The 13,175-nt window shown below is 67.3% G+C and carries 14 protein-coding genes; 11 read left to right on the top strand and 3 right to left on the bottom strand.

Annotation, left to right across the window (positions count from 1 at the left end; translation table 11 throughout):
- Positions 1–34 precede the first annotated feature (34 nt).
- From DVU99_RS14560 to DVU99_RS14540, 5 genes are all read left to right on the top strand, one after another.
- On the top strand, positions 35–667 hold the full coding sequence (locus DVU99_RS14560) for a glutathione S-transferase family protein (RefSeq protein WP_114240994.1): 633 nt from the start codon (positions 35–37) through the stop codon (positions 665–667).
- An 85-nt stretch (positions 668–752) separates the two neighbouring features.
- Positions 753–1,460: a YafY family protein gene (locus tag DVU99_RS14555; RefSeq protein WP_114240956.1), complete on the top strand. Its 708-nt coding sequence runs from the start codon at positions 753–755 to the stop codon at positions 1,458–1,460.
- A gap of 313 nt (positions 1,461–1,773) precedes the next feature.
- Positions 1,774–3,432, top strand: coding sequence for a SulP family inorganic anion transporter (locus DVU99_RS14550; protein ID WP_114240955.1), 1,659 nt, complete (start codon positions 1,774–1,776; stop codon positions 3,430–3,432).
- Entirely contained in the window at positions 3,432–5,222 is a 1,791-nt protein-coding gene (locus DVU99_RS14545; protein ID WP_232823617.1) for a DUF885 family protein, read from the top strand. The genes DVU99_RS14550 and DVU99_RS14545 overlap by 1 nt, the downstream gene beginning before the upstream one ends.
- 48 nt (positions 5,223–5,270) lie before the next feature.
- Positions 5,271–6,500, top strand: coding sequence for a hypothetical protein (locus DVU99_RS14540; protein ID WP_157971451.1), 1,230 nt, complete (start codon positions 5,271–5,273; stop codon positions 6,498–6,500).
- Positions 6,501–6,512: 12 nt separating this feature from the next.
- Here DVU99_RS14540 and DVU99_RS14535 read toward each other — a convergent pair whose 3' ends face one another.
- Positions 6,513–7,055, bottom strand: coding sequence for an SRPBCC family protein (locus DVU99_RS14535; RefSeq protein ID WP_157971450.1), 543 nt, complete (start codon positions 7,053–7,055; stop codon positions 6,513–6,515).
- 148 nt (positions 7,056–7,203) lie between these two features.
- On the opposite strand from DVU99_RS14535, the gene DVU99_RS14530 reads away from it, so the two are divergent.
- Positions 7,204–7,602, top strand: a complete 399-nt coding sequence (locus tag DVU99_RS14530) for an MbcA/ParS/Xre antitoxin family protein (protein WP_114240951.1) — start codon at positions 7,204–7,206, stop codon at positions 7,600–7,602.
- A gap of 105 nt (positions 7,603–7,707) precedes the next feature.
- Positions 7,708–8,391: an RES family NAD+ phosphorylase gene (locus tag DVU99_RS14525; protein ID WP_114240950.1), complete on the top strand. Its 684-nt coding sequence runs from the start codon at positions 7,708–7,710 to the stop codon at positions 8,389–8,391.
- A 71-nt stretch (positions 8,392–8,462) separates the two neighbouring features.
- Here DVU99_RS14525 and DVU99_RS14520 read toward each other — a convergent pair whose 3' ends face one another.
- Positions 8,463–9,080: an OmpW family protein gene (locus tag DVU99_RS14520; protein ID WP_114240949.1), complete on the bottom strand. Its 618-nt coding sequence runs from the start codon at positions 9,078–9,080 to the stop codon at positions 8,463–8,465.
- 171 nt (positions 9,081–9,251) lie between these two features.
- Positions 9,252–10,145 carry a phenylalanine 4-monooxygenase gene (phhA, locus tag DVU99_RS14515; RefSeq protein ID WP_232823616.1) on the bottom strand — a complete coding sequence of 298 codons (894 nt, stop codon included), beginning with the start codon at positions 10,143–10,145 and terminating at the stop codon, positions 9,252–9,254.
- Positions 10,146–10,292: 147 nt separating this feature from the next.
- Between phhA and DVU99_RS14510 the strand changes: the two genes are divergently transcribed.
- Genes DVU99_RS14510 through DVU99_RS14495 form a run of 4 tightly spaced genes read left to right on the top strand, consistent with a single transcriptional unit; the run spans position 10,293 to position 13,149 of the window.
- A complete protein-coding gene (locus DVU99_RS14510) occupies positions 10,293–10,769 on the top strand; it encodes an Lrp/AsnC family transcriptional regulator (protein WP_114240947.1) in 477 nt (158 codons plus the stop codon).
- A gap of 53 nt (positions 10,770–10,822) precedes the next feature.
- Positions 10,823–11,641: a 1-acyl-sn-glycerol-3-phosphate acyltransferase gene (locus DVU99_RS14505; RefSeq protein ID WP_114240946.1), complete on the top strand. Its 819-nt coding sequence runs from the start codon at positions 10,823–10,825 to the stop codon at positions 11,639–11,641.
- A complete protein-coding gene (locus tag DVU99_RS14500; protein WP_114240945.1) occupies positions 11,638–12,642 on the top strand; it encodes a YheT family hydrolase in 1,005 nt (334 codons plus the stop codon). Before DVU99_RS14505 ends, DVU99_RS14500 begins: the two co-directional genes overlap by 4 nt.
- Before the next feature lie 45 nt (positions 12,643–12,687).
- On the top strand, positions 12,688–13,149 hold the full coding sequence (locus DVU99_RS14495; protein ID WP_343126331.1) for a DUF3224 domain-containing protein: 462 nt from the start codon (positions 12,688–12,690) through the stop codon (positions 13,147–13,149).
- Positions 13,150–13,175 lie beyond the last annotated feature (26 nt).

Raw genomic sequence — 13,175 nt, 5'->3', positions numbered from 1 at the left:
GCCGGCCATCGCCACCTGCCTCGGGAGAGCCGCCATGACCGCCGATAGCCGCGTCACCTTCTACCACGCACCCAACAGCCGCTCCGCCGGTACCCGCGCCTTGCTGGAAGAGCTGGGCGTGGAGTACGACCTGCAGGTGCTCAACTTCAGGCACAACGAGCAGCGCCAGGCGCCCTACCTGGCGGTCAATCCCATGGGCAAGGTGCCGGCCATCTGGCATCGCGGCGAACTGGTGACCGAACAGCCAGCGGTCTTCATCTACCTGGCCGACCTGTATGCGGCCAAGGGGCTGGCACCGTCGGTGGACGATCCGCTGCGTGGCCCTTACTTGCGCTGGATGGTGTTCTATGGCTCGTGCTTCGAGCCCGCCCTGGTGGACCGCTCCATGCAACGCGAACCGGCCAAGCCCTCCACCAGTCCCTACGGCGACTGGGACACCATGCTCGGCACGCTGGTGGCGCAGCTGGAACATGGCCCGTACCTGCTGGGCGAGCGCTTCAGCGCGCTGGACGTGCTGTGGGGCACCGCGCTGCGTTGGACCACAATGTTCAAGCTGGTGCCGGAATTGCCGGTGATCACCGCCTATGTCGAGCGCATCAACTCGCGACCCGCGCTGCAGCGTGCGGCGGCGCTGGATGCCGAACTGGCGGCCGCGCAGGCGGCGTGAGCACCGCCATGCCGGCCGGCAGGTCTTGCTCCAACCGTGACTCCCGGCGCTGGCTGCCGCTGCGGCGCTCGGCCATGATGTACCGATGCGTCGCGCCGACCGGCTCTTCCTCATCATCCATGCCCTGCGTGGTCGCCGCACCGCGCTGCAGGCGCGCCAGCTCGCGGGCACGCTTGGGGTCTCCCTGCGCACGGTCTATCGCGACGTGGCGGACCTTCAGCTCTCCGGCGTGCCGATCGAAGGCGAGGCCGGCGTCGGCTACCTGCTGCGCAAGGGATCGGACATACCGCCGCTGATGTTCAGTGCCGACGAACTCGAGTCGCTGGTGGTGGGCACACGCTTCGTGCGCGCGTTCGCCGGGCAGAAGCTGGCCGAAAGCGCGCAGGCGGCGCTGCTGAAGATCGAGGCCGTGCTGCCGCCCGACCTGCGCGAACGGGCAGGGCGTACGCGCATCTATGCGCCGATCTGGCGTGACCAGTCCAAGACGGAGTTCGCGGCGCTGATCGATCGCCTCAACGCCGCCATCACCGACAACCAGGTGCTGCGGCTGGAATACAACGACGAGGCCGGGCGCGCCAGCACGCGCGAAGTCGAACCGCTGTGCCTGGCCTTCTGGGGCGGCGCCTGGACGCTGGGCACCTGGTGCCGCCTGCGCGTGGGCTTCCGAAATTTCCGCCCCGACCGCATCGCCGCGCTCACCGTGACCGGCGAGCGCTTCGGCAGCATGGACGGCCGCAACCTCGAGGCCTACCTGCAGGCCATGCGCGGCTACTACGAAGGCATGGAAGGCTAAACGTCACTTCCCTGTAGGAGCCACCCTGTGCGCGACCGGATCGAAGCAGGGACGACGGATGGGTCGTGGGGGCGCCAAGTCCGGCCACCCGGGGCAAGCCTGCAGCCTGCGATGGACGTGGTGGCTTGCGCCCTCGCTACTCGTCCCTCGCCCCTTGGCGTTTCGCTTCATGGGGTTTTCGCGCTCAGAGCCTGCCCTGAACTCGATTCAGGGGTGCGCTCCTGCAGAGAGCAGGGCGCCGTCGCCGCACGAGAGACCTGCTGGCGTTGCAATCGGCTAACCTCGGCGCAGCCGTCTCGCGCCGGAGCGACCGATGTCCACCACCGTGACTCCCGCCGTCACTTCCACCTGGCGCCTCGACCTGGTGGCCGGGCTTTCCATCGCCGGCCTGCTGATACCCGAAGCGGTGGCCTATTCGGGCATTGCCGGCTTGCCGCCGCAGGCCGGCGTGATCGCGCTGTTCGTGGGCCTGGCCACCTATGGCCTGCTGGGCCGCAGCCGCTACGCCATCGTCTCGGCCACCTCCTCGTCGGCCGCCGTGCTGGCCGCCGGCACGCTGGCGCTGGCGGGCAACGACAGTGCCGCCCGCGTGGCGGTGGGGGTCACCCTGGTGCTGCTGGCCGGCCTGTGTTTCTTGGTGGCGGGTGCGGCGCGGCTGGGCGGACTGTCCCACCTGATCGCGCGCCCGGTGCTGCGGGGCTACACCTTCGGCCTGGCCTTCGTGATCGCGCTCAAACAGTTGCCGCATCTGTGCGGCGTGGCCGACGTGCATGGGGACTTTGTTCCCGTGCTGATCGGCCAGCTCGCCACGCGGGTACCGCAGATGAAAACGGCCGCCGTGTTGGCTGGACTGGTGGCGCTGGCCCTGTTGTTTGCCTGCGAACGGTTCCGCCGGTTGCCAGGCAGCCTGTTGGTGATCGCACTGGGCGTGGCCGCGTCGGGCTGGCTGGCGGAGCGCGGGGTGGCGCTCACCGGGGAGATCCAGCTGGGTGCCGCGCTGGGCTGGCCGACCTGGCCACGCAGCGACCAGTGGCTGCCCAGCGTGGAACTGGCCGCGGCGCTGCTGCTGATCCTGTTCGCCGAGTCGTACAGCTCGATCCGTGGCTTCGCGCTGAAGCACGGCGATCAGGTCGAGCCCAACCGCGACCTGCTCGTGCTCGGCGTGGCCAATGTGATCTCGGGTGTGCTGCATGGCATGCCGGTGGGCGCCGGCTATTCCGGCACGTCGGCCAACGAGGCGGCCGGTGCGCAGTCGCGCCTGGCCGGCCTGATCGCGGCCGTGTGCGTGCTCGTGCTGGTGCTGCTGGCGCTGCGCTGGATCGAGCGCATCCCGCAGCCGGTGCTGGCCGCCATCGTGATCCACGCGGTGAGCAAATCCTTGCGGCTGGGCAGCTTCGCGCCCTACCTGCGCTGGCATCGCGACCGGCTGGTGGCGCTGGCTGCCGTGCTCGCCGTGCTGTCGCTGGGCATCCTCAACGGCCTGCTGTTCGCCATCGCCTTCAGCCTGGTGATGCTGTTGCGCCAGCTCGCTTCGCCGCGACTGAGCGTGCTGGGACGGCTGGCGCAGGGTCACGACTTCGTCGACATCGAGCAGCATCCCGAGGCGTGCCAGCTGCCCGGCCTGCTGATCGTGCGGCCGGAGGAGCCGCTGTTCTTCGTCAACGCCGAGCCCATGCTGGCGCAGGCGCGCGACCGGGTGGAGGCCACGCCCGGCCTGCGCGCCGTGGTGCTGAGCCTGGAGGAGTCGCCCGACCTCGATGGCACCGCCCTGGAGTCCATCGGCGATTTCGTCGCCTGGCTGGACGCTCGTGGGATCGCCCTGCGCGTGGCACGATTGAAGGATGCCGCGCGCGACGCCCTGTCACGCATGGCGCTGCCCCAGCTTCCGCCACAGGCGCTGGATGACTGGAGCGTGGAGGATGCCGTGTCGGCGGCATCGGCCACTTCGTCTTCATCCAAGGAAACCCCGTAGTGAACAAAGCACCTCGCATGACCTGGCTGGCCGTGGCCGCCCTCGCATTGACCGCGCCGGCCTGGGCCGAGCAGAACGCGGATGCCCGCTTCAAGCAGATCTACGATCAGGAATGGGCCTGGCGCAACGGCCAGTCCGGCATCTCCAGCTCGGGCGAGGCGCAGCCGAACGGCTCGCGCCTGGACAACGTCGATGCGGCCAACCAGCAAAAGCGCCTGGACTACTGGCAGAAGACCCTGACCAGCCTCAACGGCATCGACGTGAAGCAGCTCGCGCCCGAGGATCAGGTCAACTACGCGGTGTACCGCGCGCAGATCCAGAACCTGCTCGCCGCGCAGCAGTTCAAGCAGTGGCAGATGCCCTTCAACAGCGACTCGGCGTTCTGGAGCGACCTCAGCTACGTGCTGGACACCGACAACCTGCGCACCGAGCAGGACTATCGCCGCTACCTCGAGCATCTGGGCCAGGTGCCGGCGTATTTCCAGCAGCAGATCGACAACATGCGCGACGGCCTGGCACGCGGCTTCACCGTGCCGCGCGAGGTGCTCAACGGGCGTGATGTCTCCATCGCGGCGGTGGCGGAGCTGAAGGATCCCACCAAGGCCAGCTTCTACGAACCGTTCGAAAAGCTGCCCTCCAGCATCAGCGCGGCCGACGCCGCCAAGCTGCGCGAGGACGCCAGGCAGGTGATCGCCAACAAGGTGATCCCGGCCTACGGCAGCCTACTCACCTTCTTCCGCAACGAATACCTGCCCAAGGCGCGCACCACGCTGGCGGCTGAAGCCATGCCCGACGGCAAGGCCTGGTATCGCCAGCAGATCATCGAGTACACCACGCTGGATCTGGACCCCGACACCATCCACAAGGTGGGCGTGGAGCAGGTGGCCAAGATCCATGCCGAGATGGTCAAGACCATGCAGGAGACGGGCTTCAAGGGCAGCTTCGCCGACTTCCTGCATTTCCTGCGCACCGATCCGCAGTTCTACGCCAAGACGCCCGACGAGCTGCTGATGCGCACTGCCTGGGTGGCCAAGCAGGTCGACGCGCAGCTGGGCAAGGAGTTCGGCCGCCTGCCGCGCCAGCGCTTCGCCATCGTGCCGGTGCCGGCCGATATCGCGCCGTACTACACCTCCGGCCGCGGCGGCGCGGGCACCTACCTGGTCAACACCTACGACCTGCCGTCGCGCCCGCTGTACAACATGCCGGCGCTGACCCTGCATGAGTCGATGCCCGGTCACTCGCTGCAGCTGGCACTGGCCGCCGAGCAGCATGGCCAGCCGGCATTCCGCCGCGAGGGCTACATCTCCGCCTATGGCGAGGGCTGGGGCCTGTATTCGGAATACCTCGGCAACGAGATGGGCATCTACAAGACGCCCTACGAGCGCTTCGGCTATCTCACCTACCAGATGTGGCGCGCCTGTCGCCTGGTGGTCGACACCGGCATCCATCACCTGGGCTGGACCCGCCAGCAGGCGATCGACTTCATGACCCAGAACACCGCGCTGTCCGATCGCGAGATCGCCAACGAGGTGGACCGCTACATCAGCTGGCCGGGCCAGGCGCTGTCCTACGAGCTGGGCTACCTGAAGATCCTGGAACTGCGCCAGAAGGCCGAGCAGGCGCTGGGGCCGAAGTTCGACATCCGCCACTTCCACGACACCGTGCTGCAGATCGGCTCGGTGCCGCTGCCGGTGCTGGAGCAGCGCATCGACCGCTTCATCGCCGAGGGGGGGCCGGAACCGGACTTCGGCTGCGACTGCGCCAAGGACAAGAACGTCAAAGCCCCGTAAGCTCCCGCGCCAGCACCATCCATCGTTTCGACAGGGGAGTCGGGGGACATGACGGATACGGCAGGCGTATTGGGGTTGGACTGGCAGCGGGACATCCGCTATCCCGTGGTCTACAAGGTGACCACGGGATGGCGCATCGCCATGGTGGCATTAGCCTTGTTCTTCGCGGGCGCGGGCGTGGTGATCGCATTCACCGCGTCGCAGCGCTCGCTGGAGGCAAGTGGCGTGCTGTTGCTGGGAACGTTCGTACTGATACCGCTGGCGCTGGCGGTGTACTGCGTGAACTACGCGCTGGGCGCCAGCCTCACGCTGGAGCGTGACGCCATCGCCGTGTGCAAGCCGTTCGTGGATAGGCGCCTGACGCGTGCGCAGATCCGCGGGCGACGCGTGGTCCAGGCGCGCAACGCGAACTACAAGCAGGTCGTGCCGATCGACGGCAGTCCGCTGATGATCGACGCTACCTCGTTCGGCCTGGACGACCGCTTCCAGGCCTGGTTCAACGCGCTGCCCGACCTGGACCAGGTCGCACGCGAGGAGACCCTCGCCGAGGTCGCGAACGACCCGACGCTTGGCAGCAACCCGCAGGAGCGGCTCGCCCGGCTGCAGAAGGCCCAGCAGCTCGGCAAGGCTATCGCCTTCGCGCCGTTGCTGGTCCTTATGTGGGTCATGATCATCCCGCAGCCTTACGGGTTGGCCATTGCCTGCGCAGCGCTGCTGCCCTGGGTGGCCGCCGTCCTGGTCTGGCTGAAACCCGGCCTGTTCAAGCTCGACGGCAAGCAGGGTGATGTGCGGCCCAATGTGGCGGGCTTGCTCGTCACGCCACCGCTGGCACTGGCCCTCCGCGCCCTGCTGGACGTGGATATGGTCGATGTCGGAACGCTGTTCCTGTGGGGCGCACTCGCCAGCCTGCCGTTATGGCTGGCTGTGGTATGGGCGCCTCGTACCGAGGCAGTACGGGGGCGGCGCTGGGTGCTGCCGATGCTGATGCTGCCCTTCATGCTGGCCTACGGTGCTGGCCTGCTGGCCATCACCGACATGATGTTGGACGCGGCGCGGCCACAGGTGATCCCGGCCACGGTCACCGGCAAGGACGTCAGCCGCGGCAAGTCCACCACCTACTACGTCCACCTGGCGCGCTGGAGCGCGGCCATCGACAAGAATCGCATCGCCGTGCCGCGTGCCTACTACGAGGCGGTCGAGCCGGGCGATACGGTCTGCGTGCGCTTGCACCCGGGGCGTTTCGGGCTGCGCTGGGTCCAGTTGGGAGGTTGCGGCTGACGCCGCAACCGTTCAGGGCCTGGCGGGCGGCGCGGTGCCGGTTTCCGCATAGCGCTGCAGTCGCTGCAACTGCTCGCTCAGCACCGCGTCCACGCCGGCGGCCAGCTTGTCCAGGCCGCTCGCGCTCGATCCGTTCACCCGATACTCGAATTCCAGGGCCGTGCCCTGGGCCGACGGCTTGAACGTGAAGGTCATCACCGCCTCCACTGCCATGGACTGCAACGGTCCCAGCGGCGCTTCCAGCCGCAACACATGGCCAGGCGCGGCCCAGATGACCCGTCCGTGCGCCACGCTGTACCCGCCCCAGCGTTCGCAGAAGCAGCCCCCCGCCTCGGGTTGCAGGCTGAGGTGGGTGGCGTCGCCGGAGTAGGTGTGCGCGCCATTCCACCAGTGGCCGATGTCCACCACCGTCGCGTAGAGCTGGTCGGGCGGGGTACGGACGTCCAGGTGGTCCTGCAGCAGCAGGTGGTCGGCACCGGCTTCCTTCACCTCGGCGCGCGCGCCGGTGGCGCACAGGGCGAGGGGGCACAGCAGGGCGATCAGGCAGGTGCGCATGACGGCCACTCCGCGGGAGAGGCCGCGAGTATCCGCCCCTGCCACCCGTGCCGGGCATTGGCCGGATGGCGGATGCCGCCCCGTGCAACTGGCGAAAAATTCACCCATACAGTAAAATCAATTCCAACTTCACTGGGAGAGTCAAGCCATGGCCGCTCATCTCCAGCCTGAAAGCATTCCCGGCGCCGACCTCGGCGGTCCGGCCCTGCGCGCCTTCTTCAACCTGGCCGAGCGCTGGAACCTGCGCATCGCCGACCAGCGACGCCTGCTGGGCGATCCCCCGGAATCGACCTTCTACAAGTGGAAGCGCCTGCAGTCCGGCACGCTGGGCCGCGACACGCTCGAGCGCATCAGCTACCTGCTGGGCATCTTCAAGGACCTGCAGATCCTGTTCCCCGACCCGCAGCAGGCCGATGGCTGGGTCCACCGCGCCAACCAGGCGTCGTTGTTCGGTGGCCAGTCGGCGCTGCAGCGCATGCTGTCGGGCAACGTGGCCGACCTCTACGTGGTGCGCCAGTACCTCGACGCGCAGCGCGGCTGGGGCTGAGCGCCAGCCAGGCGGCCCCCATCACCCTGCGGTCCAGGTCGCAGCCCGCGATACGGCCGCCCGCCATACTTCCCGCCTCTGGCAGACCGCGTGAGTTGCACCGTCATGGCCGACTTTCCACCGCTCAAACGCATCCGCTGGAGCCATGCCTATCGCATCGTGCCCAGCCGTTTTCCGCCGGTAGGTGTGTTCGACCGCATTGCCGAACCGGGTGACCTGGAGGCGCTGTATCGCATCGAGGCGATGACCAACCCGCGGCTGCGCAACGAGATCGGCGAACTGCAACTGGTGCCGCCCGAGCGCCGGGTGAGCGGGCCGGGCACCACGCCGGTGATGGCGGCATTCACCCATCTCAACCCCGAAGGCAGCCGTTTCTCCGACGGTAGCTGGGGCGTGTTCTACGCCGGGCACAGCGTGGCCACCGCGGTGGAGGAAACCGTCTATCACCGCGAACGCTTTCTCGCCGCCACGGCGGAGCCGCCCTGCGACATCGAGATGCGTTGCTATCGCACCAGCATCCAGGCCCGGCTGCACGACCTGCGCGGCGGCTGGAAGGCCGAACACGATCCGGACAACTACGCAGCGGGCATCGCCCTGGCACGACGACTAAGGGCCGACGGCTCGGACGGGCTTGTATACGACAGCGTGCGCCATCGCGGTGGCGAATGCGTGGCGGTGTTCTATCCCGACCGCGTGGGCCCCTGCACGCAGGCGCAACACCTGATGTACCGCTGGGACGGCAAATGCATTGCCCAGGTGCTTACGGTCGACGAATGGAAGCGAGGCTGAGCGCGCCCCAAAGAGAACGGGCCTCCCATTGCGGGAGGCCCGCCCAGCGTCCCTGCCGGTAACCCTGAAACTCAGAAGCGATAGCCCAGGCTCACGCCGTACACCAGCGGGTCGATCTTCGCCGTGCCCACCTTGGTGCCGTTGACCTTCACGTCACTCTCGATATCGACCCAGCGCAGGTCGGCGGTGAAGATCCACTTGGGGCTGAGCTTGACGTCGATACCCGCGTGGGCGGCCACGCCCCAGCTGTTGGCGATGCTGACGCTGGCGCCGCTGAGCGCGCCGGCGCTCTTGGTATCGAAGAAGTTGGTGTAGTTGAGACCGATGCCCAGGAACGGCGACACCTTGGCGTCGGGCAGGAAGTGGTAGTTGATGCCGAGCGTGGGCGGCAGCTGCTTGGTCTGCGCGACCTTGCCCAAACCCGAGAGCTTCACGTCATGCTGGAATGGCCAGGCGGCCAGCAGGTCCACGCCGATGTTGGGCGTGATCAGGTATTCGATGCTGCCGGTCGGGCGCACGCTGGTGTCGATACTGGCGCGGGCGCCGGCGAGCGTGCCGTTGTTGCTCTTGGGGTCGACCGCATGCACGCCGAAGCGTACCACCCAGTTGTCGTTGGTGTCGGCGTGGGCCGCGGGGGCGGCAAGCGAACCGAAGGCGGCGGCGATCACGAGGGGAAGCAGGACTTTCATGGGATTCATCCCTGTAGGTTTTTTCGAGGGGTGAGGCCATGTTCGTGAGAATTTCGTTGTGCCCCTTTGATGTGGATCAACCAGCTCTAGGGCATACGGACGCAGGGCGTGACGCCAAAAAGAAGGCCCGCACGGGGCGGGCCTTGATCCATCCCGTGGATGCGACGGGATTCAGGTATCCGCGTTGGTCGCCCAGCCTTCACGGTTGCCGCGGGTGAACACGCGGTCGCCGTCGAGCACGTCGCCGGCCGCGTGCGGCGGCTGTTCGCGCAGGCGCGCATAGATCGGCGTGAAGTCCGGCCGGGTCGCTTCGAACAGCTGCTCGAAGCTGTCGATCACGAAGTAGGTCTGCTGGTAGGTGTCGATGCGGTAGCGCGTGCTCATCACGCGGTCCAGGCCAAAGCCGATGCGATTCGGCGATGCCGAGTCGAGCGAGTAGATCGACTCGCCCTTGGAGCTCACGATGCCCGCGCCATAGATGCGCATGCCCTCGGCCGTGTTGATCAGGCCGAACTCCACCGTGTACCAGTACAGGCGGGTGAGATTCATCAGCGCTTCGGGGCCGATCGCGAAGGCCTTCATGCCGCCCTTGCCGTAGGCCTGCATGTAGTCGGCGAACACCGGATTGAGCAGCAGCGGCACATGGCCGAAGAGGTCGTGGAACAGGTCCGGTTCGCTCAGGTAGTCCAGCTGGTCGGGCTTGCGGATCCACCAGCTGACCGGAAAACGGCGATGCGCGAGGTGGTCGAAGAACACCTCATCAGGCAATAGGCCCTCCACCGCCACCAGCTCCCAGCCGGTGGCCTGGCCGAGCACCTTGTTCAGGTCGGCGAACTTGGGGATGCCGCCATCGCCCAGGCCAAAGCGGGCGACGCCGTCGAGGAATTCCTGGCACGCCCGACCGGGCAGCAGTTCGCGCTGGCGCTTGTACAAGGTGTCCCACACCTCATGGTCGGTACGGGTATAGCCGGACCAGGGCTGCTCGACGACGCCGGTGGCATACACCGGCACATAGCCACGGTCGGTCTGCTGATGTTCGACGCGGCGGGGTGTGGTGTTGTCCATGGCGGGCTCCTGGCGCTGGGCCGTGGTATTTCCGGGATGGTCCAGCATAGGGCCGAGGCCACGCATGATGGTTGTTTTGTTGCTTCGTTCACGCGCAAGTACGCAATAATCTTGCGTAGGTATCTAGTAATGTGAGTTTTGCGTGCCATGACGAGCCTCGACCGAACCGACCTGCGCATGCTGGCCGTGCTGCAGAGCGAAGGGCGCATCACCAACGCCGAGCTGGCCGAGAGGGTCAGCCTGTCTCCCTCGGCCTGCCTGCGCCGCCTGCAGCGGCTGGAAGCGGAAGGCGTGCTCACCGGCTACACCGCCCGGGTCGATCCCCAGGCGGTGGGGCTGGGTCTGGAGGCCTTCGTCCGCGTGCAGCTCACCAAGCATGAGAGCGCGGCAGTGGAGCGCTTCGTGGGCTTGGTCAATGACTGGCCCGAGGTAGTCGCCTGTTACGCCCTGACGGGCGACATGGACTACCTGCTGCATGTCTATGTGGCTGACTTGCAGGACTTTTCGCGTTTCCTGCTCGACCGGTTGCTGAATGCGGCAGGGGTGGCTGACGTCAATTCCAGTTTCGTCCTGCGTACAGTCAAGCGCTCGGCGGCTTTACCCCTGGCTCAGTTGGAACGCTGAGCCCTGTGGCACGGGGACGCAGGGGCCCCGCTAACGCTAAACTAACCCGACTGATGAACACCCACACCGTTTCCGCCCCGGCCCGACGCGACTTCTTGCGACCCCTGCGCTACGCCTGGCGCGTGCCGCTGCTGCTGCTGCACGTGGTGCTGGGCATCCTGCTGTGCACCTTCATCCTCAGCTGGGGCCGCGACGCGGTGATGAAGAACGGGCGTGAGCCGTTTCCGCACCGCACCATCCGTTGGTGGTCCACCGCGCTGCTGCGGATCTTCGGCCTTCGCTCGGTACGCGTGGGCAAGCCGCTGTCCGACCCGGTGCTGTTCGTAGCCAACCACACCTCCTGGCTGGACATCGAGCTGCTGCATAGCCAGCGCGCCGCGTGCTTCGTGGCCAAGGCCGAGATCGCCAGCTGGCCGCTGGTGGGCTGGCTGGCCTCATCGGGCGGCACCATCTTCCACCGTCGCGGCAACAATCATTCGCTGGCGGCGGTGATGCAGGTGATGGTGGACAGGCTGCGCGTCGGACGCTCGGTGGCGGTGTTTCCCGAGGGCGGCACCGGCCACAACGGCGTGCTGCGCGTGTTCCATGCGCGCATCTTCCAGGCGGCCCTGGATGCGGAAGTCCCGGTGCAGCCGGTGGCGCTTCGCTTTGCCCGCGATGGCCGGCGCGTGATCGACGCGGGCTTCCGCGAGCACGAGAATTTCATGCAGAACTTCCTGCGCCTGCTGGGCGATGCCCCGCTGGATGCGGAAGTGCATTTCCTCGAGCCGGTGCCCTCGACGCCCGATGCGCGCCGCCGCATGGCCGAACTGTCGCGCGAGCGCATCGCGCAGGCGCTGGAAGACCAGCCGGGTCACGAAGCCCGCCCATGAACCTGCCGAAGGGGAAGGACTTCCTGCCGCCGTGGCCGCTGCGCAGCGGCCACGTGCAGACCATGCTGTCGTCCAGCGGCGTGCGCCGGTTCCTGTTGCCGCAGGCCGCACAAACGGTGCTGCAGGGCGCCGAACCGGTGATGGTGGATGGCGGCGACGGCGTACGCCTCACCGGTGCCTACACCGCGCAGCGCACGCAGCCGCGCTCACGGGGTCTGGCCGTGCTGTTCCATGGCTGGGAAGGCAGTGTCGACTCCACCTACGTGCTGCAGACCGGCAGCCGCCTGCTCGCCGATGGCTGGGACGTGTTCCGGCTGAACTTCCGGGACCATGGCGACAGCCATCAGCTCAACGAGGCGCTGTTCCACTCGTGCCGCATCGACGAGGTGGTACATGCGCTGGGCGACATCGCCACGCGTTATCCGGGCCGTCCCATGGCGCTGGCCGGCTTCTCGCTGGGCGGCAATTTCGCACTCCGGGCCGCCCTGCGCGGACCGGCCGCCGGGCTGCCACTCAGCTATGCGCTGGCCGTCTGCCCCATCATCGATCCCGGCGAGGGGCTGTTCTCGCTGGAGGAGGCGGCACCCTGGTTCTACCAGGCGTACTTCATGCACAAGTGGCGACGCTCGCTGCAGGCCAAGCAGGCGGCGTTTCCGCATCGTGAGTACTTCGAGCTGTCGGAGCTGAAGCAGAACCTCCGGGGGCTCACCGCGTCGCTGGTGGCACGGCATACCGACTTCGGTTCGCTGGAGGCCTATCTGGACGGCTATTCGGTGGCGGGCCGCGCGCTCGAGGGCCTGCATGTGCCGGTGACCATCCTCACTGCGCGCGATGATCCGGTGATTCCGGTCGATGCCTTCGAGCAGCTGGAACTGCCGGCGAACGTGGAGCTGGACATCGCGGCGTACGGCGGCCATTGCGGCTTCATCCGTGGCTGGGACATGACCAGCTTCACCGACGACTACATCGCTGCGCGCTTCAATGCCGTGGCGGTGGAATGATTCACTGCCGTTGAGGCGCAGCGCGGTTTGACAGGAGCGGATGCCGTGCGCAGGATTCGCCGCGACGGCGCCCTGGCGGCCCGATCCACCACGGAGGCAGCGGACATGTCGAACCAGGCGCGGGGAAGCTTCGAGGTGAAAGTCACGCCGCAGCCGCCGCAGGACGGCGTGGGCGATCCCGCCGTGGGACGCATGGCGATCGAAAAGCACTTCCACGGCGATCTGCAGGGCGTCGGCAAGGGCCAGATGCTGGCGGTGGGCACGGCGGTCGAAGGTTCGGCCGCCTATGTCGCGCTGGAACGCGTCAGCGGCAGCGTGCATGGACGCCATGGCAGCTTTGCACTGCAACATAGCGGCACCATGCATCGTGGTGCACCGCAGCTTTCGGTGACCATCGTGCCGGACTCGGGTACGGAACAACTCACCGGGATTGCCGGTCGCCTGGAAATCATCATCGCCAACGGCGAGCATGCCTACGTGCTGGAATATTCGCTGCCCGTGGCTTGAGGCAACATCGACGACGGCGATGCGCC

This window comes from Dyella sp. C9 (assembly GCF_003332825.1).
GTDB lineage: Bacteria > Pseudomonadota > Gammaproteobacteria > Xanthomonadales > Rhodanobacteraceae > Dyella.
Note: the sequence above shows the minus strand (reverse complement) of the source record. Positions and strands in the feature narration are given on the sequence as shown.